The sequence below is a fragment of the Streptomyces sp. NPDC097107 genome (genome assembly GCF_044762405.1).
Taxonomy (GTDB): domain Bacteria; phylum Actinomycetota; class Actinomycetes; order Streptomycetales; family Streptomycetaceae; genus Streptomyces; species Streptomyces thinghirensis.
Genome location: NZ_JBIWEF010000015.1, coordinates 88,970 through 115,726, shown reverse-complemented (window position 1 = coordinate 115,726; position 26,757 = coordinate 88,970). Strand labels below are relative to the sequence as shown.

Genomic DNA, 26,757 nt, shown 5'->3' with positions numbered 1-26,757 from the left:
CGGCGATACTGTCCCGGTCTATGGCTCGGAAGCTTCAAAGCGGTGGCACGCTCAGGCCGATCGATCTGGCCCGCGGGTACGGTCTGTCCACGCAGGCCGTCAGGAACTACGAGGAGGCCGGCATCCTCCCGGACGCCGGCCGTACGGCTCACGGATACCGCACCTACACCCCGCTGCACGCGCGGGCGCTGGGCGCGTTCCTCGCCCTGGTGTCCGGCCACGGCCACCGGGCGGCGGCGTCCATCATGCGGGCCGTGAACCGGGGCGCCGTGGACGAGGCGTACCGGCTCATCGACGAGAGCCACGCCCAGCTGCTCGAAGACCGGCGAACCCTCCGGGCCGTGGAGGGCGCGTTGCGCGACCTGGCGCCCACCGCGGTGCCCGCGGGGACGGTGGCGTCCGGTTCGGGCCGCACGTTCGTCGGGCCGCTGGCGGCGGAACTCGGCATCCGGCCCGCGACGCTGCGCAAGTGGGAGCGCGCCGGGCTGGTCCGCCCGCGCCGCGACCCGCTGACCGGGTACCGCGTCTACGACGAGGCCGACGTACGGGACGCCCGGCTGGCCCGCCAGCTCAGGCGGGGCGGCTACCTGCTGGAGCAGATCGCCCCCGTGATCGCGCAGGTGCGGTCCGCCGGCGGGCTGGAGCCGCTGGAGGCCACCCTGCGCGACTGGCACGACCGGGTGTCCGCCCGCGGACGGGCGTTGCTGACGGGGGCCGCAGAGCTGGAGGCGTACCTCCGGGAGCGCGGATGAGCTCGGCGTGAGGAGGGGGCGAGGGGGCGAGGGGGCGAGGGGGCGAGGGGCATGGTGTGACGTGTGAGATGTGAGGTGTGAGGGGAAGGGAAAGCTACCGCTTAGTAGTCGTATGTTGTAGCGTGCCCCCATGCCAGAAGCAGCCTCCGCAGCGGCCACGCGGGCCACCATCGGTGACAGCGAGTTCGACCGGGACACCACCGTCGCCCGGCGTGCCCCGGGCGTCTACGACATCGACCTCTCCGCCGGCTGGACGATCATCAACGCCGTCAACGGCGGCTATCTGCTGGCCGTCCTGGGCCGCGCCCTCGGGGACGCCCTCCCGCACCCCGACCCCTTCACCATCTCGGCGCACTACCTCACCGCCTCCCGGCCGGGCCCGGCGGTCGTGCGCACGGAGGCCGTCCGCACGGGGCGCACCCTCTCCACCGGCCAGGCCTCCCTCTTCCAGCACGACGACGCGGGCAACGAGGTCGAGCGCATCCGCGTCCTCGCCTCCTACGGCGACCTCGACACGCTGCCCGACGACGTCCGCACCTCGGCGACGCCGCCCGCGATCCCGCCGATGGACCAGTGCTTCGGTCCGGAGGACGGCCCCGCCCCCGTGGAGGGCAGCTCGTCCATCGCCGACCGGCTGATGCTCAAGCTGGATCCCGCGACGCTCGGCTGGGCGCTCGGGCAGCCCTCCGGCCGGGGCGAGATGCGGGCCTGGTTCGGGCTCGCCGACGGCCGCGACGCCGACCCCCTGTCGATGCTCCTCGCGGTGGACGCGCTGCCCCCGACCGCCTTCGAGCTGGGGCTCAAGGGCTGGGTGCCGACGGTCGAGCTGACCGTGCACGTGCGGTGCCGCCCGGCACCGGGCCCCCTGCGCGTCTCCATCGCCACCCGCAACCTCGCCGGCGGCTTCCTGGAGGAGGACGCCGAGGTCTGGGACAGCGCCGACCGACTGGTGGCCCAGTCCCGCCAGCTCGCCCGCGCCCGGCTCGGCTGACCCGCGGCCCCCGGGGCAGGCTGGTGCCGTGAAGTCCGACCGCCTGCTGTCGATCCTGCTGCTCCTGCAGACCCGCGGCCGCTGCCCCGCCGCGAACTCGCCGAGCGTCTCGAGGTGTCCGTCCGCACCGTCTACCGGGACGTCGAGGCGCTGTCCGGCGCCGGCGTCCCCGTGTACGCCGAACGCGGGCGGCACGGCGGCATCGAACTGCTCGCCGGCTTCCGTACCGACGTCACCGGCCTGACCGCCGACGAGTCGCGCGCCCTCTTCGTACTGGCCGCGCGGGGCGCGCACGCCGCCCTGGGCCTGGACGCCGCACTCGGCTCGGCGCTGCGCAAGGTGATGGCCGCACTCCCGGAACCGCACCGGCCGGCCGCCGAGACCGCCTCCCGCCGCATCCTCGTCGACGCCACGCGCTGGAAGGGCGGGCCGGGGGCGGCCGTCGACCTGGACGCGCTGCGGGACGCGGTCTTCGCCGACCGCCGCCTGCGTCTGCGCTACCGGCACAGCGGCGAGCGGGAGATCCGGACGTACACCGTCGACCCGTACGGCCTCGTCGCCAAGGCCGGTGTCTGGTGCCTCGTCGCCGACCGGCGCGGCAGCCCCCGCCTCTTCCGCGCCGACCGGACGCGCGCGGCGACCGTCCTGGCCGACCCCGTACGGCGCCGGCCGGGCGTGGAACTCGCCGACGCCTGGGAGGTGCTGCGCCGCGAGGTCGAGGAGCGCTCCGGCGGGCTGGACGTCACCGGCCGGGTCCGCCCCGACCGCCTCGGCATGTTCCTGCGCCTCAACGCCGCGTACCTGACCGCCCCGCCCGAGGACGTCTGCGCGGACGAGGCGGACGGGCGGCCGACCGTGCGGCTGACGTACGGCGCTCTGGTCGAGGTCCGGCAACTGCTCGCGTTCTCCGACCGGGTGGAGGTGGTCGCCCCTCCCGAGGCCCGCGAGGAGCTGGCCCGGGCCGCGGCGGCCGCCGCGGAACTGTACCGGCCGCCCGCCGGCGGCTGACGTCCTGTCAGTCCAGCCAATGCCTGCGGCCGACACTGATCAGCCGCATCTGCCGGGTCGCGGTGTCGGCGGCTCGCCTGCGCGCCTCCTCCCGAGCGTCCTGAGCCTCCTGAGCGTCCTGGGTCTCCTGAGCGTCCTGGGCCCCCTGATCGTCCTGGGTCTCCAGCGCCTCCAGGAAGAGGGAGCCCGTGACGAGCATCTGGTCTACGTACAGACCCGCGAGCATCAGCAGGTCGGCGTCGCTCCAGCCGGCCGACACGGGGTCCTTGGCCAGCTCGGTCTTCACCTCCTGGGCGAACCGGGCCAGTTGCTTCCGTATGGCGTCCCGCACCGGCTGGACCCCGCCGTGCCGTTCGCGGGCGATGAACCGGACGTGGGCGGGATGGGCGGCCACATGGCCGGCAATCAACTCGACGGCGCGGGCGATGCGTTCGGCACTGTCCTCGGCCGGCGACACCGTGGTCCGGATCATCGGATGCAGGCTGCCCAGCGCCTCCTCGACCAGCGCCACGCCGAGGTCGGCGACGGAGGGGAAGTGCCGGTAGAAGGCGGTCGGGGCGACGCCCACGGCGCGGGTGACCTCGCGCAGGCCCAGGCTGCTCAGGCTCTGCTCCTCCAGTAGCCCGAGGGCCGCGTCCATGAGCGCCTGCCGGGTCTTCTGCTTCTGGGCCTGCCGAACCCCGGGAATGTGACTCATACCATGCAGTTAACAACTGTTCTCTGGAATTGAAAAGCCGTGCGGCGCGCTAGACTGGAAAGTCAGTGAACAAGTGTAACTACAGTCGTTCACCCAAGGTTGGGGGATCCGCACCATGCTGTTTCTCGTCGCCGCACTCCTGCTCCTCGGTGTGATGCTGGGCACCGTCGCCCACGCACCGCTCTCCTTCTCCGTCGCCGCCGGCCTGGTCATCGCCGTCTGGCTCGGCATCTTCGCGCTCCGCGAGCGGCACGGCCGACGGGGCACCTCCGTCCACTGACGCACGGCGCCGACGCACGGCACTGATGCAAGTCACCGACGCACGGCAGGGAGAACACCATGCAGCTCACCGCACCGGCCACCACCCGCCGGACCGGCATCCGGGACACCGACGGCATGGCCGTCGCCTCCTTCGTCCTCGGCCTGCTCGGTCTGCTCGTCCTCAACGTGTTCCTCGGTCCGATGGCCATCGCCCTGGCGGGCGTCGCCCTGTGGCGCGGCACCGCCCGCCGCGGCCGGGCCCTCCTCGGCCTCGGTCTGGGCGTCGCCGACCTGTTGGTCCTGGTGGCGTTCATGGCCGCCGACAACACGATGTCGTGGAGTCTCTGAGTCGCGCCGCGGACCGTGTGAGCCGCCGCAGCCTCCGCCCGGCCGCACGGAGAGGCCGACCGCATAGCGGCCGACCAACATAGTGGCCGACCAACATAGTGGCCGACCGCATAGTGGCCGGCCGAGAAGAGGGCCGGCCGCGAAGAGGCCAACCTTGATCTGAGGCCGGGCGGCACCGCCCCGTAGAATCGGCCGCACCATGGCTTACCTCGACCACGCCGCGACCACCCCGATGCTTCCCGAGGCAGTCGAGGCGCTCACCGCGCACCTGAGCGTCACCGGCAACGCCTCCTCCCTCCACGCGTCCGGCCGCCGCGCACGGCGCACCGTCGAGGAGGCCCGCGAGACGCTCGCCGAAGCCCTCGGCGCACGCCCCAGCGAGGTGGTCCTCACCGCCGGCGGCACCGAGGCCGACAACCTCGCCGTCAAGGGCCTGTACTGGGCCCGCCGCGACGCCGACCCGGCCCGCACCCGGGTCCTGGCCAGCCCCGTCGAGCACCACGCGGTCCTCGACGCCGTCCACTGGCTCGGCGAGCACGAGGGCGCCACGGTCGAGTACCTGCCGGTCGACGCCCACGGCCGCGTCCACCCGGAGGCGCTGCGCGAGGCCATCGCCCGCGACCCCGCCGACGTGGCCCTCACCACCGTGATGTGGGCCAACAACGAGATCGGCACGGTCATGCCGGTCCGTGAACTCGCCGACGTGGCCGCCGAGTTCGATGTGCCGCTGCATGCCGACGCGGTCCAGGCGATCGGTCAGCTCCCGGTCGACTTCGCCGCCTCCGGGCTCGCCGCGATGACGGTTTCCGGTCACAAGATCGGCGGTCCCTACGGCATCGGCGCGCTGCTCCTGGGCCGCGAGTACAGCCCCGTACCGGTCCTGCACGGCGGCGGCCAGGAACGCCACGTCCGCTCCGGCACCCTCGACGTCCCCGCCGTGGCCTCCTTCGCGGTCGCCGGCCGCCTGGCCGCCGAGCAGCGCGAGTGGTTCGCCCGCGAGATCGGCACCCTGCGCGACGACCTGGTCGACGCGGTCCGTACGGCGGTGCCGGACGCGATCCTCGGCGGCGACCCGGCACCGGAGGGCCGCCTCCCGGCCAACGCCCACTTCACCTTCCCCGGCTGCGAGGGCGACTCCCTGCTCCTCCTGCTCGACGCCCAGGGCATCGAGTGCTCCACCGGCTCCGCCTGCACCGCGGGCGTCGCCCAGCCCAGCCACGTCCTGCTGGCCACCGGCAGCGACCCCGGCCTGGCCCGCGGCACGCTGCGCTTCTCCCTCGGTCACACCTCCACGGAGGCGGACGTCGAGGCGCTCGCCAAGGCCATCGGCCCTGCGGTGGAACGGGCCAGGGCGGCGGGGCTGACGTAGGGGTCAGGCGCTCTCGGAGGCGCTGGGGGAGGGGGCACTCGTGGCCGCCCGCCGCACCAGCTTCAGGTACCGGTCCCAGTCCCAGTGGGGCCCCGGATCGGTGTGGTCGGTGCCCGGCACCTCCACGTGGCCGATGATGTGCTCGCGGTCCAGGGGTATCTCGTACCGCGCGCAGATCTCCGCAGTCAGACGCGCGGAGGCGGCGTACATCTCGTCGGTGAAGTCCTGCGGACGGTCCACGAAGCCCTCGTGCTCGATGCCGACACTGCGCTCGTTGTAGTCGCGGTTGCCCGCGTGGTAGGCGACGTCCAGCTCGCGGATCATCTGGGTGACGCGCCCGTCCTGCCCGACGATGTAATGCGTGGCCGCCTTGTGCCCCGGGTCCTGGAACGCCCTGACCGCGCTCGCGAAGCTGCCCTGCGTGACGTGGACGATCACCATGTCGACGCCGAAGTCGTCGGGCCGGTCGGCACGCCGCCAGTTCCCGTCCGACGCGGCCACCCACCGTGCGCCGCCGTAGTCGACCGCGCCCGCCTCGCGGGGCCGCTCGACTCCCGGGACGCGCCACCACAGGCGGGCCAGCTCGTCGCGTGCCAGCGCCGCCGTGCCCACGGCCGCCGCCGTGCCGCCGACGATCAGCGCCCGACGGCCGATGCGCCGGTCCGCGTCCTTGGACCCGCCGGTGGGCCCGCCGGCGGGTCCTTTGCCGGAGCCACCGGTGGATGCGCTTCTGGACTCGTGCTTCGCCCCCATGCGATCTTCAACGCATACTCGCGCGCTCCGGTTCCCGCCTCCCCGTACCCTGGAAGCGTTATGACTGAGACTCCGCAGCGCACCCGTCCCCTCCGTGTCCTCGCCGCCATGTCGGGCGGAGTCGACTCCGCCGTCGCCGCCGCCCGCGCGGCCGAGGCGGGGCACGACGTGACCGGCGTCCACCTCGCTCTCTCCGCGAACCCGCAGTCCTTCCGCACGGGCGCGCGGGGCTGTTGCACCATCGAGGACTCCCGGGACGCCCGCCGCGCCGCGGACGTCATCGGCATCCCGTTCTACGTGTGGGACCTGGCCGACCGCTTCCGGGAGGACGTGGTCGAGGACTTCGTCGCCGAGTACGAGGCCGGCCGCACCCCGAACCCCTGCCTGCGCTGCAACGAGAAGATCAAGTTCGCCGCGCTGCTCGACAAGGCGCTCGCCCTCGGCTTCGACGCCGTCTGCACCGGCCACTACGCCCAGGTGATCCGGCGGGACGACGGCACACGTGAGCTGCACCGCGCCTCCGACATGGCCAAGGACCAGAGCTACGTCCTCGGCGTGCTCGACGACCGGCAGCTCGCGCACGCCATGTTCCCGCTCGGCGACACCCTCACCACCAAGGACGAGATCCGCGCGGAGGCCGAGCGCCGGAATCTGGCGGTCGCCAAGAAGCCCGACTCGCACGACATCTGCTTCATCGCCGACGGCGACACCCAGGGCTTCCTCGCCGACCGCCTGGGCAAGGCCGAGGGCGACATCGTCGACGAGGCGGGCAACCGCCTCGGCACCCACGAGGGCGCGTACGGCTACACCATCGGCCAGCGCAAGGGCCTCCGCATCGGCACCCCGGCCCCCGACGGCAAGCCCCGCTACGTCCTGGACATCTCCCCGGTCGACAACACCGTCACCGTCGGCCCCGCGGACGCCCTCGACGTCAGCGGACTGCGGGCGATCAAGCCCCGCTGGTGCGGCGCCGCCCCGACCGGCCCCGGCACCTACACGGCCCAGCTCCGCGCCCACGGCGGCGAGACCGAGGTACGGGCCGAAGTGGTCGACGGCGCCCTTGAGGTGTCGTTCCGGGAGCCGGTGCGCGGCGTCGCACCCGGCCAGGCGATCGTGCTGTACGACGGCACCCGCGTGGTGGGCTCGGCGACCATCGCCACCACGGCTCGCCGGGGAGCTGCCACGGTCTGATCACCGAGGGTACGCAGGAGCTGGCACGGCCCGACCACCCCGGCATAGGCTGGCCGTCGCGGAAGGTCCGCGCAGTGTGAGCCGGCGGCGGGGCCTCCCCGCCCCTTCGGGAGGTGGACGGTGCTTCTGCGCTTTCGAGTGGCGAATCACCGCTCGATCCGGGACGAGGCCGAGCTGACACTCGTGGCTGCGAGCAATGCTGACAGTTCCGACAGCATCGCGCGGGACACCGGCATCGCTCAGGGCGACGGCGGGCACGTGCAGGTGCTGCCCGTGGCCGGGATCTTCGGTGCGAACGCTTCCGGCAAGAGCAACATGCTCAGCGCGTTCCACGCCATGCGGGAGGCGGTACGTACCTCCTTCGCGGACTGGGCCAAGTATCCCGGGGTACCTCACCGGCAGCCCTTCAAGCTGGACGCCGCCGGCGCCGAGGAGACCACCCTCTTCGAGGTCGACCTGGTCCTCGGCGCCCGCACCCCCGTCCGCTACACCTACGGCTTCGAACTCTCCGACGACCGGGTGGAGGCCGAATGGCTGCACGCCTACCCGGGCGGCATCCGGGAGGTGTGGTTCGACAGGGAGGCGGACCGCCCGGCGGAGGACGGCGACGAGTACCTCTTCGAGAGCCCGGCCTTCACCGGACGCCGCGACGACCTGGTCGCGCTCACCCGGCCGAACGCCCTCTTCCTCTCCACCGCGGCCACCCTCAACGACCCTCAGCTGTCCGCCCTGCACCGCTGGTTCCTGAACAACCTGTGGCTGATGACCCCGGGTGAGGACATCACACACCGTGCCGACTGGACCAAGCGCCGCCTCACCGAACTCCACGACGACGCCGGCTACCGCGAACGGCTGGTCCAGCTCCTGGCCGCCGCCGACCTGGGCGTCACCGGCTTCGATCTCGATCCGGACACCGGTGCGGTCTCCCTTCGGCACCGGACGGAGGGGGCGGAAGCGGTGCCGCTCGACTTCCTCACCGAGGAAAGCTTTGGTACACACGCGTGGTTCGCCTTCCTCGGCCCGATGCTCACCGTCCTCGACAACGGGACGACGCTGCTGGTCGACGAGCTCGACTCCAGTCTCCACCCCACGCTGGCCGCCGAGGTCGTCCGCCTCTTCCAGGACCGTAAGGCCAATGCCAAGGGTGCCCAGCTGATTTTCACCACGCATGACGCCACGCTGCTCGGCAATGCCGTGCTGGACCGTCCGCTCGGCCGCGACCAGGTATGGCTCACCGCGAAGACGAAGTCCGGCGCGACCGAGCTGTATCCGCTGGTCGCAGCCCATCCGGAGGCGGGCGAGGACCTGGAGCGCGGCTATCTGCGGGGCCGGTACGGAGGGGTTCCCCGGGTGACCCCGGGCGAGATCGCCCGTGAGGTGTCCCAGCTGGAGGAGAAGGCGGCAGCGACGGCGTGAGCGAGCGGGGTGGGCACGGAGCATGAGCAGTAGACGCAGGTCGAGGAAGGACGCGGCGAGCACGGTGATGCCGCCGCAGGCGCCTCCGCCGCAGTACTCACGTCGCGAGCGGGTGCTGTACGTGGGATGCGAGGGCGAGGCGACCGAGTACGACTACCTGCGCTACCTCAACAAAGAGTACGGGAGCGGGGACAGCGAGACCGGCCGACCGGCCTTCACCATCAAGCCGGTCCGCAAGGCCGACGGCCTGATCCCGTCCCGTGCCGTCAAGGCGGTCGTCGACGCGGCCCAGGGGGAGGACGAGACCTGGGTGCTCTTCGACCGGGACAGCCACCACGACATCCCCGAGGCCTTCGAGGCCGCAGCGGCCTCGGACACCGAGGTCTGCTTCTCCCACCCCTCCTTCGAACTGTGGCTGCTGCTGCACTTCCAGCCGTTCGGCGGCGCCCAGGGCGCGGCGAAGAACACGCACGTCCTGGAGAAGCTGCGCAAGGCCGACCCCGCCTACAAGCGGTTCGACAAGCCCGACAAGAGTCTGGGCGATGCCCGTACCAAGGCGCTGAAGGCCAAGGAAAAGACGGCGGTGCAGCACGCGCGAGCCCTGGTCGGTCAGTGCGAGCACGGTTCGTGCAAGCCCGCCAACGCCACGTTCGAGGAGCCGCAGTACGGCCGCTCGGCGAAGGAACGGGCCGCCCGCTCGGGGCACGCCAAGAACTGCGAGCCGCTGAACCGCGACCCGTCCACCGACGTGTGGCGACTCCTGGTCAGCCTGGGCATCGTCAAGGTCTGAGCGACGGCCGCGCCCCTCGCCGTACGGCGGCGGATGTCCGGGTTCCGCGCGCGGAGGCGACGGCCGCCCGTATTCCGCGACTGACGTACGCGCGGGAGTCGGAGCTGCGCGAGACGTACGACGAGTGGTGGTCGAAGAGCTCCGGTCTCTTCGCCCAGCTCGCGGCGGACCGGAAGCTGATGGGTCTGCGCAGGGGACTCCTCGATGGGTTCACGGCCGCGGTCGGCGGAGCCGGGGTCCTCGACGAGTTCACGACCGCCGGCATCATCGCCGCGTGGTGGACGGAGAACCGCTACGACATGAAGGCCCTCGCGGCGGGCGGCTTCGAGCGTGTCCTGGAAGGCTGGGTTGATTCCGTCGAGGCGATCGTCGACCCGGCGGTCCCGGGTGGCGGCGCGGATGACGCGAAGCGCTCGTCGGTCTCCCCGGCCGAGCGCCGCAGGGCCCTCGACCAGCCGGTCGTACGGGAGCTGATCCCGGAGTTCCTGGAGGCGGTCAAGGCAGCCGACAAGGCCGTCGCGGAAGCGGAGGCCGCGGCGAAGACGGCGGCTGAGGCGAGGGCGGCGGTAGCGGACGCGGGTACGGACACGGACGACGAGTCCGACGCCGCGTCCGGTGAACCGGCGGAGCCGGTCGCTCCGGAGGAGCTCGCCGCCCTGGACAAGGCGTTGACGGCGGCCAAGAAGTCCCTGACGGCGGCGCGCAAGAAGCGCAAGGCGCTGGACGACAGCTTCCTGCCGGAGTTGAAGCAGGCGGCCAAGTGGAAGCTGTCCGAGGCGGGCGGCCCTGAGGGTGTCGTCCTCGCCGTCCTGCGCCGTGACCTGTCCGACCGTCTGAACGCGGCGTTGGCAGGGGGCCGCCGTGAGATCGTCGCTTCGTTCCGACGCTGGGCCGAGAAGTACGAGGTGTCGCTGACGGACCTGGAGGACGAGAGCGGGGACGCGGCGAAGGCGCTTGGGGAGTGGCTGGGGGTGCTGGGATATGGGCGTTGAGGTTCCGCTCCACGAGCTACTGCTGGACGTCGGGGTTGGTGTGGCCAAGGGCGCGAAGGTTGAACCACCGGCAGACGATGAGTGGGGCTTGCTTCGGCTGGGGGCCCTGACGTCCGGAGATTTCACTGCCTCGCAGGCCAAGCGGTTGATGACGTGGGATCCGGCCTACCCGCGACTCGAAGTGCGCGCTGGCGATGTGCTGATGGTGCGCGTGAACGGAGCGCAAGCCCTTGTAGGGGCGTCATGCATTGCGCAGCATGTTCGGCCTCGGCTGGTACTGTCCGACCTGATGTACCGGCTGGTGCCGGACCCGGAGCGGCTCAATGCCGATTTCTTGGGCCTGATGCTGGCGAGCGACAGGGTGAGGCGGCAGATCCGGCGTGGAATGCGTGGGACAAGTGGCCAGTTCCAGCTACCTCAGGCTGAGGTGAAGAAGCTCCAGGTTCCTTTGTTCCCGCTGCCCGAGCAACGCGACATCGTCGCCGCGCACGAGGCGTTCGAGCGGCGGATCGGGGACCTCGAACGCGTCGCGCAAAAGCGGAGCACCCTGCTCTCGGCCGCAGTGTCTGCACTGCTTCGGGGCCAGGACAGCTCAGGTACGACGCTGGAGACGATGATGGTCTCCTGTGACCCAGGCATCACGCTGGGGGCGCATCGCGCCCCACAGAAGCGGGCCACTGGGTACCTGCGTGTGGCCAACGTGCGGATGGGATGGATCGACACTTCGGACGTCGCTTCCCTGGAGTCGACCAGTAGCGACCGACCCAGGTACGAGCTGGAGGCCGGTGACGTTCTGGTAGTCGAAGGGCATGCAAACCCGGAGCAAATCGGTCGTGCTGCGCTGGTCGGCCCTGTCGAAGAGGGACTGCTCTACCAGAACCACCTCTTCCGGCTCAGGTTCGACCGCGACGAGGTCGTACCGGAGTTCGCGATGCTGTGGCTGAACTCGGAGGCTGTTCGCTCGTACTGGATCAGCCGGTGTGCTACGAGTTCCGGCCTCTACACGATCAACTCAAAACTGCTGGCGGATGCCCCGTTCCCGGTGGTGCCCATCGAGGAGCAGCGGAAGATCGTGGAGACCTGGCGTACAGGAATCCGCGCAGTCGATTCTCTGCATGGCCTGATCGCAAAGCTCCGCACGATCCAGCAGGGCGTGATCGAAGACCTGCTCAGCGGCCGGTCCCGAGTGAACCGGACCTGAGGCTTCCTATCAGCGCACTAAGCGACGCCCGGCCCACGACGATCACATCCGCCGGGCGTTTGCTGTCCCGCAGGGCGACTCCTGTCTGCATCCGGGCGACCTCAACGCAGTTGTTGCCACTGGCCTCGGAGTAGGAGGACTTAATCCACTTCAGGGCGGACACGACGGGCACCTCTTACAGGTCTTTGGCGATTTCGGCGATGGCATCTGATGACTGCTTCGAATTCAACGCCACCTGTTCGATCGCGTCCAGTCGCCGACGGAAGTTGGCGAGTTGAGTGGAGGAGTGGAAGAAGGCGGCGCCGAGCGGAGAGTCGACCAGGACTGTGTCCAGGTGAGGGCTGGGGCCCACCGCGTACAGCACGGAGTCGCCGGCCATGGGGAAGCCGCCCGCCGAGAACGGGATGACCCGGAGAGTGACGTTGTCACGCTCGCCTTCTTCCAGGAGGCGAGTGAGCTGGGCTTTGGCTACCTTGCGCCCGCCCACCTGCATACGCAGCGCGGATTCGTGGATGAGTCCGATGTATGGGATGCCGGGCTCGTCTGTGATCCGTGCATGCCGCGCCAGCCGATGAGCAATGCGGAGTTCCACCTCAAGGCGGGGCAGGGTCGGGATGAACAAGTCGAAAAGGGCGCGCGCGTGGTCTTCGGTCTGGAAGATGCCGGGAAGATGGGCTGTCTGGACTGAGCGCAGGCTCGTGGCGTAGTGCTCCAGTTCCGATGTGTCGAGGAAATCGGGCGGGATCTTGCCCCGGTACTCCTCCCACCAGCCGCTCCGGCGGCCTCCGGTCATGGATGCCAGGGCGTCGATGAGTTCCTCGTCGTCGCACTCGTAGATGCTCACGAGTCGACGCAGACGATCCTCGCTGATGCCGTACCGACCAGCCTCGATGTTGGAGATGTTGGTGCGGTCGGTGCCCAGCAGCTCAGCTGCCTTGGGAGCGGGCATGCCTGCAGACTCTCGGAGCCGTCGCAACTCGGCGCCGAGTCGGCGCTGACGGATCGTGGGCTGGTGCTTCGGTGCCATTTACAGCCTCCTTGCTCGCGCACAGTGTGCCGACGCTGGTAGGTCGGGTCCAACCAAATCCGATTATTCACTCGTTCCAGTTCAAAGCATGGCACGGGTTAAGTGAATCCTTCTACATTGTGTAGCGCGCCTTCAAGTTCCTGCCGCCCCGCGGAAGCGCACCGGCCCCCCTGCCCTCCGGAAGGCAGGACCCCGGCATTGCCACCGCCGTCCGGCAGTTTGCGACCGGCGCCCCAAAGAACCCGTTCCGCACCACGGAGGCACACCCTCGTGAGCAGCAACGAACAGAGCACCGAACCGAGCAACGAATCGACCCACCCCGTCAGTTACGGCGTCAACTACGACGTCGGCTACGGCGACCACCCCGCCCCCCTCCCGTTCACCGCCCCCTGGGTGTACGAGATCCACTTCCCCTGTGACCCACGCGGCCCCCGGATCGTCCGGGGCACCCTCCGTGCCGTGCTCCACGCGCACGGGATCGATGAACTCGCCGACCTTGCCGAGCTGCTGACCTGCGAACTCGCCACCAACTCGGTGCGGCACACCAAGGGCCCGGTCATCGTCCGGATGCAGTGGCTGTGCCCCGCGCTGCGCGTGAGCGTGTGGGACGCGAGTCCGGATCTGCCTCCGTTCGCGCCGGGCGCGGCCATGCCCGATCCCGCCGCTCCCTCCGGACGCGGGCTGCCGATCATCGAGAGTCTCGCCGACCGGTGGGGCGGCTGCGGGTCCGTCGACGGGCCGAACGGCGGGCCGGGCGGCAAGACCATCTGGTTCGAACTCGCCCTCGGGGATGGTTTCCAGCCACCCTCACCCGTGCTCGCGGCCTGATCCGCGCGCACCCCGCGCCACGCCTCCGGGCCGCCGATAGAGTTTCGATCCCCTCTCCTGTACCGGAGGGCGGGGATCGAGACCGGTGGCCGGGGAGGGCAGGCGTGTGGCGGAGCAGCCGGAGTACGTCAGGACCGAGCGGCCGCTGATCGAGCAGCTCACGGCGATGGGCTGGACCCATCTCCGGGGCGGCCCGACCGCCGGACCCGCCACCGTGCCGGGCGCCTCGGACCGTACGAGCTTCGAGACCGTCGTGTACGCGGACCGGTTCAAGGCCGCCGTGGCCAGGATCAACCCGAGGCCGTCGGACGGGGAACCCTGGCTGAGCGACGCGCAGCTCGATCACCTCCTCGCCCTGCTTCACGGCACCGCGCCGGGGCAGGGCCCGAGGGAACGCGGTGTCGCCGGGAACCTGGAGGTGACCGACCTCCTGCGCAAGGGCCGCAACGCCCGCACCCTGCCGGGCTGGACGAAGGGCGACCCCGAACACGTACGGCTCGTCGACTGGGACGGCGAGTTCGGGGAGCAACCGGACACGCCCGGCGGCGGCAACGACCTGCTCGTCGTCTCCCAGTTCCGGGTCGAGCGCAAGGACGCCGCTCCTGTCACGCCCGACCTCGTGCTGTTCGTCAACGGGCTGCCGTGGGTGGTGATCGAGTGCAAGGCGCCCGTGGTGTCCGGCCCTCAGGGAGACGTGCGGGCCGCCCTGGACGACGCCGTCGACCAGGTCCTTCGGTACGCGGGCGTCAACTCCGCTGCCGCCGTACCCGAGTTCGTCCGCTTCGCGCAGGTCCTGGTCGGCACCGACCGCGACCACGCCGAGACCGGCACGGTCACCGCCGAACCCCGGCACTTCGCCCCCTGGCGCACGGTCGCGCCCGTGAGCGAGGACCGCGTGCGCGAGGAGGTGCGCAAGTCCGCGTCGGCAGCCCTCACCGACCAGGAGATCCTGGTCGCCGGGATGCTGCGCCCTGCCCATCTCCTGGACCTGGTACGGGACTTCACCACCCGGCTCGGCAGCGGACACCGTACGGTCAAACTGGTCGGCCGCCACCAGCAGTTCAAGGCGGTGAAGGCGCTCACGCGGAAGCTGGAGGAGCGGGACCGGAAGGCGGCGGCCGGCGTGGCCGTCAGCCACCGGGGTGGTGTCGTCTGGCACACCCAGGGCTCCGGCAAGAGCCTGACCATGGCGTTCCTGGTCCGGCACCTACGCAGCCGTCCCGCCCTGAAGTCGCACAAGGTGGTCGTGGTCACCGACCGCATCGACCTGGAGAAGCAGATCCGGGCGAGCCTCGCCGCCACCGAGGAGAAGGTGCACCGCGCGCCGAGCGTCAAGCGGGCCAGGAAGTACCTGGAGGTGGACGTCGGGGACGTCGTCCTTGTCACCTTGCAGAAGGCGCAGCGCGACGACACGGCGTACGACGGCCGCGAGGAGTCACTGCCCGACGCCGCCCCGGCCGACGATGACGAGGACGACGCCGAGGGCGAGGGGTACGTACAGAACCGGGTGGCCAACCCCCACCACCACGTCGTCGTCCTGATCGACGAGGCCCACCGGGGCAACGACAAGTGGCAGCACGCCCGCTGGCGGGCCATGCTGCCGCGCGCCGCCTTCGTCGGCTTCACCGGCACCCCGGTGATCAGCAGCAACCGCAGACGCAGCGAGGAGATCTTCGGCCCGTACGCCGACACGTACACCCTGCGCGACGCCGAGCTCGACCGGTCCGTCGTGCCTGTCCGCTACGAGGCGTACGCCGTACCGCTCGATGTCGTCGAACAGGCCGCCCTCGACGCCCGGTTCGACGAGAAGGTGCCGTCCGATCCGGAGCTGCGGGCGAAGGTGCTGCGCACGTTCGGCCGCCGCAAGGATATCCTGGAAGCCCCTACGGTGATCGAGGCCAAGGCCGAGCACATGCTCGGCCACTGGGCCCGCACCGCCCTGCCCGACCGCTTCGGGGCGCAGATCGCCACCGTCTCCCGGCTCGCCGCCGTCCGCTACCACACCGCGCTGCTCGCCGCCCGCGACCGGCTCGTCGCCCGCCTCGACGCGCTCGACCCGGCCCTGATCGCCGACCCCATGGCCGCGCTCGAAGCCGACGACGAGGAGCGGGCGCTCCTCATGCTCCTGCCGGATCGCGAAGTACTGAGAACGCTGGACGCGGCCGTCGTCATCTCCCCGGCCAGGCACGGCGTCAGCGACCCGAAGGCATGGCGGCCGTGGATCACCAAGAGCCACCAGGACGCGCACATCGAACGCTTCAAGAAGGGGCTGCCTCCGCGCGACATCACGGCCGACCCGGCATGGAACGTCAGGACGCACGGGTCGCAGCCGTCCGGCGCCGGCACCCCGGCGAGCGGCGGCCAGGTGTGGAACGTCGATCTCGACCTGCCCGCCGACAGCGGACCGCCCGCGCCGCCGGACACGGAGGGCGGTGCGCCACCGGAGACCATGGCCTTCCTGGTGGTCCAGTCGATGCTGCTCACCGGCTTCGACGCACCCGTCGAGCAGGTCCTCTACCTGGACTGCAAGCTGTCCGGCGCGGGGCTGCTGCAGGCCGTGGCCCGCACCAACCGGCCCTACCCGGCCAAGAAGTGGGGACAGGTCGTCGACTACGTCGGCATCGGTCCCGAACTGGCCCGCTCGCTCGCCTCCTACGACCAGGAGCACCTGCGGCACGTCCTCGGCTACCGGAACGTATCCGTGGACCACCTCCAGCCGGACTACGAGGGACCGCAGCCCGACGGCCGCGGCCCGGACCGGGACGGACTGCTGCTGCGGTCCGACGCCGCCGCCAAGGCCCTCCTTGAAGACCTCGGGACGAAGGTCACCCGCTTCCTGGCCGGGCAGAACGTCACCGACCCCGGCGACGAGTCCCAGTGGGAGGACTTCCTCGATGAACGCCTCGACGATCCGTTGCTGCGGGGTGAGTTCGACGAACGCGTCCGTGATTTCCTGACGGCGCTCAACGCGGTCCTGCCGGACCCGGAGGCCCTGAAGTACCGGACTCTGGCCGGCCAGTTGGGCACACTGCAGTACATGGCCAGACGCCGCTACCTCGACGGCCGCGATCGGTTCAGCCCGCGCCGCTACGGGGCCAAGGTGCGCCGGCTCATCTCGCAGCACATCGAGACCGTTGGGATCCGGCAGCGGATCCCACCCGTCGAACTCACCGATCCGGAGTTCATGAAACGGGTCGACGCGAATGCCGACCCCCGGGCGCGGTGCTCGTACATGACAGGCTCGCTGAAGCTGCGCATCACCGCGAAGATCGGCGGCGACCGGGCGGGCTACCAGCGGTTCAGTCTTCGGCTCGAAGAGATCATCGCGCGGATGCGGGACGACTTCGAGCAGGCCGCGGCCGACCTGGCGCGTCTGGTCGGGGACGTGGCCGCGGCGGAGCGGGAGCCGGAGAACGACGACGGCCTCGACTCCCGGACCGAACGGCTGGTCCTCGGACTGCTCCAGCAGCACGCCGAAGACGCCGTGCGGGAACCGTGGCCGCCGGGCACCGATCTGATCCGGGCGGCCCGCGGCCTCACCATGGAGATGTCGGTGCTCGTCCGGCGGCCGCAGATACACACGCAGATCGCCGCCCGCAACCGCATGCGCAACGAACTGTGTGAGCACCTGGAAACCTGGCTCGCCATGGATTGGGACGACATCGGCGACCTCGCGAGCCATCTGACGGAGCTGGCCGTGGAGAGGCACGAGTACTTCCTCGGACACCAGCCGCGCGACGAGGCGGACGGTGGGGACACCTGACTCGGTGACCGCCAGTGGCTGCCAGGCAGGGTGATGTCGTTGCCGGATGGTAGGAAGAGCGGGTGAGTACCGTCGTCGAACAGGCCATCGCCGATCTCCCCGTGCCCGGGGCGTGGCAGTGGGATGTCGTCGTGCGGGCCCGGCGCCGCACCCTCGGCATCGAGATCGCCGAGGACGGCCGCTTGCTCTTCGCGATCCCCGCAGACGCGGATCCTGACGAGATCGCCGATGCGGTGCGAAGCCGCATGCCGCGTCTCGCCGCCGAGGTCCGCCGCCGTCAGGACCTGAGGGCAGTCGAACCGGTCAAAGACCTGATCGGCGGCGAAGGCTTCGCCTACCTGGGCCGCCGGTACCGGCTCAAGCTCACTCCCGTCGGCGCCGGCACTCATGTACGACTGCGACAGGGATGGCTGGAACTGCCCCGATCGCGGTCGGCCGCCGCCGATGCCAGGCCCCTTGTCGAGTGGTACAGCAGCCGCGGGGAGCGCTGGCTCGCTGCCCGGCTGCCGCCGCTGGCCTCACTGGCCGGAGTGCGTGATCCGGACGGCATCGAGGTGCGGGACCTCGGCCGTCGCTGGGGTGTTTGTTCCCCTGAGGGCGCGATCACCGTGCACTGGGCGGTGATACAGCTGCCGGTCGCCCTGGTGGACCTCGTCCTGATCCATGAGCTCTGTCACCTCAAGCACCCCGGCCACGGAGCGGCCTTCCGAGGAGCCGTCCGGCTCGCGCTGCCCGACGCCGAGGCGCGCGAACGACAGTTCGCGCAGGAGGAGCCCCGACTGTGGCGCGGAGCTGTCTCCTCATCAAGGCACTAGCCGGCGCTCGGGCTTCGATGCGGTCTGCATGGGAAGTGCCCGATCCCGCGGACAGCGCGCAGGCCGCTGCCGCCGCGCGGGCGGCCTACTCCGCGAAGAACTCCACCAGCACCGGCGCCAGTACACCCGGCTCCACCATGTGGGTCTGGCCCGCCACGGTGCCGTACGTGCCGCCTGGGGCCGCCTCCGCGATCGCGCGGGCGGCCTCGTGCCACCACGCGTCGCTCGCGCCGCCCGCCAGGGCCAGCAGGGGAGCGGTGACCGAGGCGAGCCCGGACCGGGGCACCCGGCTGTCGCCCATCACCGCGTCGTCGTACGCCAGACTCGGCGCGACCGACTCCAGGCCGGCCCACATCGGGGACTGTCGGGCGCCCCCGATCATCTCCTCGCCCAGGCCGGTGAACCGCAGGAACAGCTCCACCGCGTCCCCGCGCCGCCCCTGCCCCAGCGCCTCGGCCAGCCGCTCGGTGTACTCCGCGGCGGCCCGCGCGGAGGTGTCGTCCATCGCGTACGGCACCTCGTACACGGCCACCCGGCGTACCGGCAGCCCGCTCGCCGCCGCCCGGAGCGCCAGCGCGCCGCCCGACGACACGCCGTACAGGGACACCTCGCCGCCCACCGCCTCGATCAGCGCGGCAAGGTCCTCGACCTCGCGTTCCACCGCGTAGGGCTCCGTGTCGCCGCTCGCGCCGCGGCCCCGGCGGTCGTACACGGTGACGTCGAGACGCGCCGACAGCTCAGCGGCCAGCGGCGCGACCGTGGCACCCGTCGACATGGCGCCGCTGACGAGGACGACCGCGGGCCCCTGCCCGGTGCGTTCGTAGGCGATGCGCGTGCCGTCGCGCGAAAGGGTCTTCATCTCCATGCCTGTGCAGACTGCCCTACGGCACGCGATTCACCGCTCAGGACACGAAGCTCAGGTCGCGAAGCGGTCAGGACACCTCGACTTCGTAGAAGCAGAGGTGGTCCTTGATCTCCGCCACCTCCGGCTTCGGGTCCGGGTACGCCCAGACGACGTCCGCCGTGTCCGGCAGCGACCAGTAGGACGCGTCGCCCTTGAAGGGGCAGTGCGTGTGCGTGTCGGACGGGGTCAGCAGGTCGAGGCGTACATCCTGGGGCGGGATGTAGTACCGCTCCGGAAGGCCCGTCTCCCGCAGCACCAGTGCCTTGTCGCTCTCCGCGATCACCTGCCCGCCCTGTGCGACGCGGACATGCCGCTCGCTCGGCTCGACGGTGATGCGGTGTCCCTTGAGTCCCTTGGTCACGATCGTCCTCCTCGGTGGCCGGCTCTCCTGACGCTTCTCCTGATGACAGCGTGGCCGGAAGCCGGGTTCTTCCCCGTGGCGCGCCGAACGTACCGTTGCCCCATGAACATCTGCGTCTTCCTCTCCGCCGCCGACCTCGACGAGCGCTACACGCGCCCCGCGAAGGAGTTCGCCGAGCTGCTGGGAAAGGGCGGTCACACCCTCGTGTGGGGTGGCTCCGACGTCGGGCTGATGAAGGTGGTCGCCGACGGCGTGCAGGAGTCCGGCGGGCGGCTGCTCGGCGTCTCGGTCGGCTTCCTGGCGGCCAAGGCGCGCGAGGGCGCCGACGAGATGGTGATCGCGGGGGACCTCGCCGAGCGCAAGCGGCTCCTCCTGGAGAGGGCGGACGCCGTGGTGATCATGGTGGGCGGCACCGGCACGCTGGACGAGGCGACGGAGATCCTGGAGCTGAAGAAGCACGGGCACACCGACAAGCCCGTCGTCCTGCTCAACACGGCGGGCTTCTACGACGGCCTCAAGGAGCAGTTCCGCCGTATGGAGGACGAGGGCTTCCTGCCCCGCCCCCTCACCGAGCTGGTGTTCTTCGCCGAGGAGCCGGTCGGGGCGCTCGCCTACCTGGAGGAGAGCCAGGGCATCGAGTGACCCGCCGGTGATGCGAGCATGGCGGGCATGGCTACACATGTGATCACCGGAGCGGGCTCCGGCATCGGCGCGGCCGTGACCCGCCGCCTGCACGAACGCGGCGACGAGGTCGTGCTGCACGCGCGCGACGCCGGCCGGGCGAAGGAACTGGCGGCCGCGTTCCCCGGTGCGAAGACGCTGGTCGGCGACCTGGCGGACCCGGACAAGCTCTCCTGGGCCTTCTCGCACCAGACCCTGCCCGGCCGCGTGGACTCGCTGCTGCACATCGCCGGGGTGGTCGACCTCGGTCCGGTCGGCGACCTCACCCCCAAGGCCTGGCGCAACCAGCTCAACGTCAACCTGGTCGCGCCCGCCGAGCTGACCCGCCTCTTCCTGCCCCAGCTCCGCGTCGCCCAGGGCCACGTGCTCTTCGTCAACTCCGGCTCCGGTCTCAACGCCCACGCCGACTGGTCCGCGTACGCCGCCTCCAAGCACGGCCTGAAGGCCCTGGCCGACGCCCTGCGCCAGGAGGAGCACGCGAACGGCGTCCGCGTCACCTCGGTCTACCCCGGCCGCACCGCCAGCCCCATGCAGGCCAAGGTCCACCGGCAGGAGGGCAAGGAGTACGACCCCGCGAAGTGGATCGACCCCGAGTCGGTCGCCACGACGATCCTGATGGCCCTGGACCTGCCCGGGGACGCGGAGGTCAACGACCTGACGGTCCGCCCGGGACGGTGAGTCCTCCGCTCGGACGCCGGTGGGGTGCACTCAGCCCGTCCGGCGCTTGAGGACGAGGCCGCCAAGGCCGAAAGCGGAGGTCCGGGGGGCGCAGCCCCCGGGGACGGGACGGGAAGGGCGGCGGGGGCGAGACCAGCCCGTCCCGACCGCCAACCACCCCCACCCCACCGTCGGAGACCTGCGTACGCTTCCCCCCGTGAACGACAACCCCCGCCTCGGCCCCGCCACGGGCATCGGCTCCCTGCCGGGAACCGACGCCCGCGAGGCCGCGAAGACAAGCACCGGTACCTTCGAGGACTTCCCCTTCCTCCCCGAACTGCCCGCCCGTGGCCCCGGCGCCGACATGATCGGCCGCACCGCCGGGATGCTCGTCGAGCTGTACGCGCGCGTGGAGCCCAGTGGCTGGCGGCTCGGCGACCGGCCGGGACGGGACACCAAGCGGGCCCGTGCCTGGCTGAGGGAGGACCTCGACGCCCTGGAGGAGTTCACCCAGGGCCACCAGGGACCGCTGAAGGTCCAGGCCGTCGGCCCCTGGACGCTCGCCGCCGCCCTCGAACTGCGCAACGGCGAGGCGGTCCTCTCCGATGCCGGCGCGTCCCGCGACCTCGCCGCCTCGCTCGCCGAGGGTCTGCGCCTGCACCTCGCCGAGGTCCGGCGCCGCGTGCCCGGCGCCCGGATCACGCTCCAGCTCGACGAGCCGTCCCTCACCGCCGTACTGCGCGGCCGGGTACGGAGCGCCAGCGGCTACCGCACCCACCGGGCGATCGACCGCCAGGTCGTCGAGGCCGCCCTCCGCGACGTCGCCGGGGTGCACGGCGGCGATCCGGTCGTGGTCCACTCCTGCGCACCGGACGTGCCGTTCGCCCTGCTGCGCCGCGCGGGCGTCGCAGGTGTCTCCTTCGACTTCTCGCTCCTCACCGAGCGTGACGACGACGCGATCGGCGAAGCGGTCGAGGGCGGCACCCGGCTGTTCGCCGGTGTCGTCCCGGGCACGGACGCCGCGTTGTCAGACCCTGCCGGTAGCGTCATGGGTGTCAGAACGCTGTGGCGCAGGCTGGGGCTGCATCCGGGGCTTCTCGCGGAGGCGGTCACCGTCACGCCGGCGTGTGGACTCGCGGGAGCGTCCCCCGAGTACGCCCGCCGGGCGCTCGCCCACTGCGTTCGGGCGGCGAGATCCCTCGCGGACAACCCAGAGTAACGGGAGGACCACACGGTGGCCGGCGACAAGCAAGCGGAGACGACGAGCGTGCCCGCCGAGGCGCGCGAGAAGCACGTGCAGCTCGCTGAGCAGATCGAGGAGCACCGCTTCCGGTACTACGTGAAGGACGCCCCCGTCGTCAGCGACGCGGAGTTCGACCGGCTGCTGCGTTCCCTGGAGGAGCTGGAGGAGGAGTATCCGGAGCTGCGCACCCCGGACTCCCCGACCCAGAAGGTCGCCGGCTCCTACGAGACCGAGTTCACGGCCGTGGAACACCGTTCACGCATGCTCTCCCTCGACAACACCTTCAACGACGAGGAGCTGGCCGCCTGGACCGAGCGGATCGCCAAGGAGCTGGGCGAGCAGGAGTACCACTTCCTGTGCGAGCTGAAGGTCGACGGACTCGCCGTCAATCTCACCTACGAGCGAGGCCGCCTCGTCCGCGCGGCCACCCGCGGCGACGGCCGCACCGGCGAGGACATCACGCCCAACGTCCGCACCATCGCCGGCATCCCGGAGCGTCTCAAGGGGGACGGGGTCCCCGACCTCGTGGAGATCCGCGGCGAGGTCTACTTTCCGATGGAGAAGTTCCAGGAGCTCAACGCCCGGTTGAACGCGGCCGGTGACAAGCCCTTCGCCAACCCGCGCAACGCGGCGGCCGGTTCGCTGCGCCAGAAGGACCCGCGCGTCACCGCCGGCCGCCCGCTGCACATGGTGGTCCACGGCATCGGCGTCCTGGAGGGCCTCAAGGGCATGACCCGCCTCTCCCAGGCCTACGACCTCCTGAAGACCTGGGGCCTGCCCACCTCCCCGCACAACAGGGTGGTCGACGGGCTCGACGGCGTACGGGACTTCATCGCGTACTACGGCGAGAACCGGCACTCCGTGGCGCACGAGATCGACGGTGTCGTCGTCAAGCTCGACGAGATCCGCCTCCAGGGACGACTCGGCTCCACGGCCCGGGCGCCGCGCTGGGCCATCGCGTACAAGTACGCGCCGGAGGAGGTCAACACCAAGCTCGTCGACATCAAGGTGGGCGTCGGCCGCACCGGCCGTGTCACTCCGTACGCGCAGGTCGAGCCGGTCACCGTGGCGGGCAGCGAGGTCGAGTTCGCCACCCTGCACAACCAGGAGGTCGTCAAGGCCAAGGGCGTGCTCATCGGTGACACCGTGGTGCTGCGCAAGGCCGGTGACGTGATCCCGGAGATCCTCGGCCCGGTCGCCGACCTGCGGGACGGCAGCGAGCGCGAGTTCGTCATGCCGGCCGAGTGCCCCGAGTGCGGGACGCCGCTGAAGGCGATGAAGGAGGGCGACATCGACCGGCGGTGTCCCAACGCCCGCACCTGCCCCGCCCAGTTGCGTGAGCGCGTCTCCTACCTCGCCGGCCGGGAGTGCCTGGACATCGAGCACTTCGGTGGCGTCGTGGCGGCCGCGCTGACCGGGCCGCTGGAGCCGCCCCAGCCGCCGCTGGTGGACGAGGGCGACCTCTTCGACCTCACCGTCGAGAAGCTGCTGCCCATCAAGGCCTACGTCCTCGACCCGGACAGCGGGCTGCCCAAGCGCGACCCCAGGACCGGCGAGGAGAAGATCGTCACGGTCTTCGCCAACAAGGAGGGCGAGCCGAAGAAGAACACCCTCGCGCTGCTCAAGCACATCGAGGAGGCCAAGACCCGCCCGCTGGCCCGCTTCCTCAACGGGCTCTCCATCCGGTACGTGGGACCCGTGGCCGCCCAGGCCCTCGCCCGGGAGTTCCGCTCCCTCGACCGCATCGAGCAGGCCACCGAGGAGGAGTTGGCGCTCGCGGACGGGGTGGGCGACACCATCGCCGCCGCGGTCAAGGAGTGGTTCGCCGAGGAGTGGCACCGCGAGATCGTCCGCAAGTGGAAGGCGGCCGGAGTCCCGCTGGAGGACCGGTCGACGGGGGAGGACGAGGGGCCGCGCCCGCTTGAGGGGCTCACCGTCGTCGTCACCGGCACCCTGGAGAACTTCACCCGGGACGGGGCCAAGGACGCCCTCCAGAGCAGGGGCGCGAAAGTGACCGGATCGGTCTCCAAGAAGACGTCCTTCGTCGTGGTCGGTGACAACCCCGGGACGAAGTACGACAAGGCGATGCAACTGAAGGTGCCGGTTCTGAACGAGGACGGATTCACCGTCCTGCTCGAACAAGGACCCGAAGCGGCGGCCGACGTCGCACTTTCGGCTGAGGAATAGCGGTTGAAGGCCACCCGATCGGCGCATACCAGATGCATACGGGTGGCCGGGTCGCATTCGGGCAACCGTCGACGACCGGTGCCCCTGGAAGCCTTCCGCGGCCTACTGTTGAGGTGTGCGCCTGCCGTGCCCAGCTGCGGTCGGGGGCATCCCTCTGCCCCGAGGGGCAGGGGGAAGGGTTCTCCAACGCGGAGCCGTTGATGGATGTCGGGCGTCGGGCCGCGTGGCGTGGGCACCGCCGGCTGTGAGAGGGACGGGAATGGAACCGACCGAGAGCGCCGCCGCGGGCTCACGGCTGCGCCTGCGTCGCATGGTGGGCGCGTGGCACGTGAGCCGGTGGCTCGGGCAGCGCGGTGCCGGCGCACCGCATCCCTCGGCGGCCGCCCGCGGCTCCGCGCCGCCGGCCGACCGCCACCCCTCCGTCCTGTCCGGCAACGGCACGGACGGCGAACGGCACCCGAACTGGCCGGCGTTGCCCTCGGCGGTCGTCGCGGCCGCCGCCCTCGTGCTGGGCGCCGGTTTCCACCGGGCGTTCACCGACGGCCACGCCCTCTTCCCGTCCGGCACCGCCGGCTGGTCCCTGGCCGTGCTGACCGGCATCGTCGTCGGGCACCTGGTCATGCTCGGCCGCTCCCGCTGGTGGGGCGGCACCGGCTCCGGCGCCGCCCTCACCCTCGCCGTCCTGCTGCTGTACGGCTGGGTTCCGGCCGGCATGGTCAGCCTCACCGTCGTCGTCCTGGTCGGCATAGCCCGCCGGGGCCGCTGGCGGCAGGGCGTCCTGCACGGCGCGGTGGACATCCTCGGCATCGCCGCGGGCGCCGTGCTGCTGGGTGTCTGCGGCTCCGTACCCTCCGTCGAGGACCCCTGGGACCCCAACACCTGGGGGGTGTACGCGGCGCCCAAGGTGGTGCTCGTCGCGATCGCCTACCTCGCCGTCACCCGCGCCCTGTTGTGGTACCTGCAGACACCGCGCGTCGGCCTGCCCACCGTCGCCCGCACCGCCCTGGTCAGACAGGGCCTGGTCGCCGTCGCCCTGCTCGGCATCGCCCCGCTGGTCTGCGTGGTCGCCGTCGCCAAGCCGCTGCTGCTGCCGCTGTTCTCCATCCCGCTGATCGCCCTCGACTCCACCCTGTGGATCGCCCGCGCCCGGGCCGAGGAGCAGCTGCGCGACCCGCTCACCGGACTGCCCAACCGGCAGTGGCTCCGCGAGCGGACCTGGGCCGCGCTGGACGACGCCGAGCGCATCGGTGCCCGCGCCGCTTTGATGCTGATCGACCTCGACCGTTTCCGGTCGGTCAACGACACGCTCGGTCACCTCGCCGGCGACCGGCTGCTGCTGCAGACCGCCGACCGGCTGCGGCAGGCCCTGCCGCGCGGGGCGGAGGCCGCGCGACTCGGTGGCGACGAGTTCGCCGTCTTACTGCCCGTCGCCGACTCCACCACGTCGGCGACCCGGATCGCCCGTGGCCTGGTCGCCGCGCTCAGCTCCCCGATGGACCTCGACGGACTCAGCCTCGTCCTGGAGGCCAGCGCCGGAGTCGCCGTCTTCCCCGACCACGCGCTGGACGCCGAAGGGCTGCTGCGCCGCGCGGACGTGGCGATGTACCAGGCGAAGCGGGACCGCACCGGCGTCGAGGTCTACGAGTCCAAGCGGGACTCCAACACCCCGGACCGGCTCGGGCTCCTGGGCGACCTGCGCCGGGCCCTGGACGCCCACGAGGTCGAGCTGCACTACCAGCCCAAGGTCCGCTTCGACGGGCAGGTCGCGGGCCTCGAGGCCCTGGTCCGCTGGGTGCACCCCGAGCGCGGCAGGGTGCCGCCGGACGAGTTCATAGCGATCGCCGAGTCCTCCGGGCTGATGCCCCACCTCACCGAGTACGTGCTGGAGACGGCGCTCGGACAGGTCGCCCGCTGGCGCTCCCAGGGCCTGTTCGTGCCGGTCGCGGTCAACGTCTCCCCGCGCGACGTCCACACCCCCGGCTTCGCGGGCGCGGTGGCCGCCCGGCTGGCCCGGCACGGTGTCCCCGCGGGAGCGCTCCAGCTGGAGATCACGGAACACGTCCTCCTGGAGGACCCGCAGCGTGCCGCCGACACCCTCAACGCGCTGACCGGCCACGGCGTGAAGATGTCCCTGGACGACTTCGGCACCGGCTACTCCTCCCTCGTTCACCTGCGCCGGCTCCCGGTCAGCGAACTCAAGATCGACCGCTCCTTCGTGGCCCGGCTCGCCGTCGACACCGAGGACGCCGAGATCGTGCGCTGCACCGTGGACCTCGCACACTCCCTCGGCCTGCTCGTCGTCGCCGAGGGTGTGGAGGACGACGAGACCTGGGAGCGGCTGCGCGACCTCGGCTGCGACGCCGTACAGGGCTGGCTGGTCGCGGCCGCGATGCCGCCCGAGGAGACCACCGCCTGGCTGCTCGCCCGGGGATCCCGGGGCTGGGTGCGGGCCGCCGCCGCACTGCCCGCGGCGGCGACCGACGAGTGACCCGACCGCCGGCCGGCGTTCCCCGGCCGTTCCG

24 protein-coding genes and 2 pseudogenes are annotated in these 26,757 nt (G+C 71.4%); 19 read left to right on the top strand and 7 right to left on the bottom strand.

All coding sequences use genetic code 11. The annotated features are described in order from the left end of the window. Window positions 1–20 precede the first annotated feature (20 nt). From ACIQ1J_RS30495 to ACIQ1J_RS30485, 3 genes and pseudogenes are all read left to right on the top strand, one after another. A complete protein-coding gene (locus tag ACIQ1J_RS30495; RefSeq protein WP_403561848.1) occupies window positions 21–752 on the top strand; it encodes a TioE family transcriptional regulator in 732 nt (243 codons plus the stop codon). A 130-nt stretch (window positions 753–882) separates the two neighbouring features. Further along, on the top strand, window positions 883–1,743 hold the full coding sequence (locus ACIQ1J_RS30490; RefSeq protein WP_403561846.1) for a thioesterase family protein: 861 nt from the start codon (window positions 883–885) through the stop codon (window positions 1,741–1,743). 28 nt (window positions 1,744–1,771) lie between these two features. After that, window positions 1,772–2,751 (top strand): annotated as a pseudogene (locus ACIQ1J_RS30485) (helix-turn-helix transcriptional regulator). Window positions 2,752–2,758: 7 nt separating this feature from the next. Here the strand turns inward: ACIQ1J_RS30485 and ACIQ1J_RS30480 are convergent. Further along, a complete protein-coding gene (locus ACIQ1J_RS30480; RefSeq protein ID WP_403561844.1) occupies window positions 2,759–3,448 on the bottom strand; it encodes a TetR family transcriptional regulator in 690 nt (229 codons plus the stop codon). A gap of 115 nt (window positions 3,449–3,563) precedes the next feature. On the opposite strand from ACIQ1J_RS30480, the gene ACIQ1J_RS30475 reads away from it, so the two are divergent. The 3 genes from ACIQ1J_RS30475 to ACIQ1J_RS30465 all read left to right on the top strand — a co-directional run bounded on the left by ACIQ1J_RS30475 (window position 3,564) and on the right by ACIQ1J_RS30465 (window position 5,426). Further along, a complete protein-coding gene (locus ACIQ1J_RS30475) occupies window positions 3,564–3,728 on the top strand; it encodes a hypothetical protein (RefSeq protein WP_403561843.1) in 165 nt (54 codons plus the stop codon). A 59-nt stretch (window positions 3,729–3,787) separates the two neighbouring features. Then, window positions 3,788–4,057, top strand: a complete 270-nt coding sequence (locus ACIQ1J_RS30470; protein WP_403561841.1) for a DUF4190 domain-containing protein — start codon at window positions 3,788–3,790, stop codon at window positions 4,055–4,057. A 199-nt stretch (window positions 4,058–4,256) separates the two neighbouring features. Then, window positions 4,257–5,426 carry a cysteine desulfurase family protein gene (locus tag ACIQ1J_RS30465; RefSeq protein ID WP_403561839.1) on the top strand — a complete coding sequence of 390 codons (1,170 nt, stop codon included), beginning with the start codon at window positions 4,257–4,259 and terminating at the stop codon, window positions 5,424–5,426. A gap of 3 nt (window positions 5,427–5,429) precedes the next feature. Here the strand turns inward: ACIQ1J_RS30465 and ACIQ1J_RS30460 are convergent, their stop codons facing one another. Continuing rightward, window positions 5,430–6,179 carry an N-acetylmuramoyl-L-alanine amidase gene (locus tag ACIQ1J_RS30460; RefSeq protein WP_403561837.1) on the bottom strand — a complete coding sequence of 250 codons (750 nt, stop codon included), beginning with the start codon at window positions 6,177–6,179 and terminating at the stop codon, window positions 5,430–5,432. Window positions 6,180–6,239: 60 nt separating this feature from the next. Between ACIQ1J_RS30460 and mnmA the strand changes: the two genes are divergently transcribed. The 5 genes from mnmA (at window position 6,240) to ACIQ1J_RS30435 (ending at window position 11,769) form a co-directional block, all read left to right on the top strand. Beyond that, window positions 6,240–7,370: a tRNA 2-thiouridine(34) synthase MnmA gene (mnmA, locus tag ACIQ1J_RS30455; protein WP_403561835.1), complete on the top strand. Its 1,131-nt coding sequence runs from the start codon at window positions 6,240–6,242 to the stop codon at window positions 7,368–7,370. A gap of 120 nt (window positions 7,371–7,490) precedes the next feature. Then, on the top strand, window positions 7,491–8,786 hold the full coding sequence (locus ACIQ1J_RS30450; protein ID WP_403561833.1) for an ATP/GTP-binding protein: 1,296 nt from the start codon (window positions 7,491–7,493) through the stop codon (window positions 8,784–8,786). A 22-nt stretch (window positions 8,787–8,808) separates the two neighbouring features. Beyond that, on the top strand, window positions 8,809–9,576 hold the full coding sequence (locus ACIQ1J_RS30445) for an RloB family protein (RefSeq protein WP_403561831.1): 768 nt from the start codon (window positions 8,809–8,811) through the stop codon (window positions 9,574–9,576). Then, window positions 9,537–10,568, top strand: a complete 1,032-nt coding sequence (locus ACIQ1J_RS30440; protein ID WP_403561829.1) for a hypothetical protein — start codon at window positions 9,537–9,539, stop codon at window positions 10,566–10,568. Before ACIQ1J_RS30445 ends, ACIQ1J_RS30440 begins: the two co-directional genes overlap by 40 nt. After that, window positions 10,558–11,769, top strand: a complete 1,212-nt coding sequence (locus ACIQ1J_RS30435) for a hypothetical protein (protein WP_403561827.1) — start codon at window positions 10,558–10,560, stop codon at window positions 11,767–11,769. The genes ACIQ1J_RS30440 and ACIQ1J_RS30435 overlap by 11 nt, the downstream gene beginning before the upstream one ends. On the opposite strand, the gene ACIQ1J_RS30430 is transcribed toward ACIQ1J_RS30435, so the two are convergent. Together ACIQ1J_RS30430 and ACIQ1J_RS30425 are read right to left on the bottom strand one after the other, a co-directional pair. Beyond that, a complete protein-coding gene (locus ACIQ1J_RS30430; protein ID WP_403561825.1) occupies window positions 11,738–11,932 on the bottom strand; it encodes a DUF397 domain-containing protein in 195 nt (64 codons plus the stop codon). The genes ACIQ1J_RS30435 and ACIQ1J_RS30430 overlap by 32 nt on opposite strands. Window positions 11,933–11,944: 12 nt before the next feature. Then, on the bottom strand, window positions 11,945–12,796 hold the full coding sequence (locus tag ACIQ1J_RS30425; RefSeq protein ID WP_403561823.1) for a helix-turn-helix domain-containing protein: 852 nt from the start codon (window positions 12,794–12,796) through the stop codon (window positions 11,945–11,947). Between the two features lie 270 nt (window positions 12,797–13,066). Between ACIQ1J_RS30425 and ACIQ1J_RS30420 the strand changes: the two genes are divergently transcribed. The 3 genes from ACIQ1J_RS30420 to ACIQ1J_RS30410 all read left to right on the top strand — a co-directional run bounded on the left by ACIQ1J_RS30420 (window position 13,067) and on the right by ACIQ1J_RS30410 (window position 18,202). Further along, on the top strand, window positions 13,067–13,624 hold the full coding sequence (locus ACIQ1J_RS30420) for an ATP-binding protein (RefSeq protein ID WP_403561821.1): 558 nt from the start codon (window positions 13,067–13,069) through the stop codon (window positions 13,622–13,624). A 106-nt stretch (window positions 13,625–13,730) separates the two neighbouring features. Continuing rightward, window positions 13,731–17,387, top strand: a complete 3,657-nt coding sequence (locus ACIQ1J_RS30415; RefSeq protein ID WP_403561819.1) for a type I restriction endonuclease subunit R — start codon at window positions 13,731–13,733, stop codon at window positions 17,385–17,387. A 62-nt stretch (window positions 17,388–17,449) separates the two neighbouring features. Further along, complete coding sequence (locus tag ACIQ1J_RS30410) at window positions 17,450–18,202, top strand: M48 family metallopeptidase (protein WP_403561817.1); 753 nt, start codon at window positions 17,450–17,452, stop codon at window positions 18,200–18,202. Window positions 18,203–18,287: 85 nt separating this feature from the next. On the opposite strand, the gene ACIQ1J_RS30405 is transcribed toward ACIQ1J_RS30410, so the two are convergent. After that, complete coding sequence (locus tag ACIQ1J_RS30405) at window positions 18,288–19,067, bottom strand: alpha/beta fold hydrolase (RefSeq protein WP_403561815.1); 780 nt, start codon at window positions 19,065–19,067, stop codon at window positions 18,288–18,290. Window positions 19,068–19,134: 67 nt separating this feature from the next. Next, entirely contained in the window at window positions 19,135–19,467 is a 333-nt protein-coding gene (locus tag ACIQ1J_RS30400; protein WP_403561813.1) for a DUF427 domain-containing protein, read from the bottom strand. A gap of 102 nt (window positions 19,468–19,569) precedes the next feature. Between ACIQ1J_RS30400 and ACIQ1J_RS30395 the strand changes: the two genes are divergently transcribed. Both ACIQ1J_RS30395 and ACIQ1J_RS30390 read left to right on the top strand, forming a co-directional pair. Next, entirely contained in the window at window positions 19,570–20,109 is a 540-nt protein-coding gene (locus ACIQ1J_RS30395; RefSeq protein WP_210960226.1) for a TIGR00730 family Rossman fold protein, read from the top strand. A gap of 18 nt (window positions 20,110–20,127) precedes the next feature. Next, window positions 20,128–20,826 (top strand): SDR family oxidoreductase, encoded by a 699-nt coding sequence (locus ACIQ1J_RS30390; RefSeq protein ID WP_210960227.1) that lies wholly within the window; start codon window positions 20,128–20,130, stop codon window positions 20,824–20,826. A 31-nt stretch (window positions 20,827–20,857) separates the two neighbouring features. Here the strand turns inward: ACIQ1J_RS30390 and ACIQ1J_RS30385 are convergent. Next, window positions 20,858–21,017, bottom strand: a pseudogene (locus ACIQ1J_RS30385) (cobyrinic acid a,c-diamide synthase); the annotation flags it as partial. Between the two features lie 5 nt (window positions 21,018–21,022). On the opposite strand from ACIQ1J_RS30385, the gene ACIQ1J_RS30380 reads away from it, so the two are divergent. The 3 genes from ACIQ1J_RS30380 (at window position 21,023) to ACIQ1J_RS30370 (ending at window position 26,723) form a co-directional block, all read left to right on the top strand. After that, the gene (locus ACIQ1J_RS30380) at window positions 21,023–22,024 is read left to right on the top strand and encodes a methionine synthase (protein WP_403561810.1); all 1,002 of its coding nucleotides are present in this window, start codon (window positions 21,023–21,025) and stop codon (window positions 22,022–22,024) included. 15 nt (window positions 22,025–22,039) lie between these two features. Further along, window positions 22,040–24,235: an NAD-dependent DNA ligase LigA gene (gene ligA / locus ACIQ1J_RS30375; RefSeq protein WP_403561808.1), complete on the top strand. Its 2,196-nt coding sequence runs from the start codon at window positions 22,040–22,042 to the stop codon at window positions 24,233–24,235. Between the two features lie 259 nt (window positions 24,236–24,494). After that, entirely contained in the window at window positions 24,495–26,723 is a 2,229-nt protein-coding gene (locus ACIQ1J_RS30370) for a putative bifunctional diguanylate cyclase/phosphodiesterase (RefSeq protein WP_403561806.1), read from the top strand. Window positions 26,724–26,757: the final 34 nt, after the last annotated feature.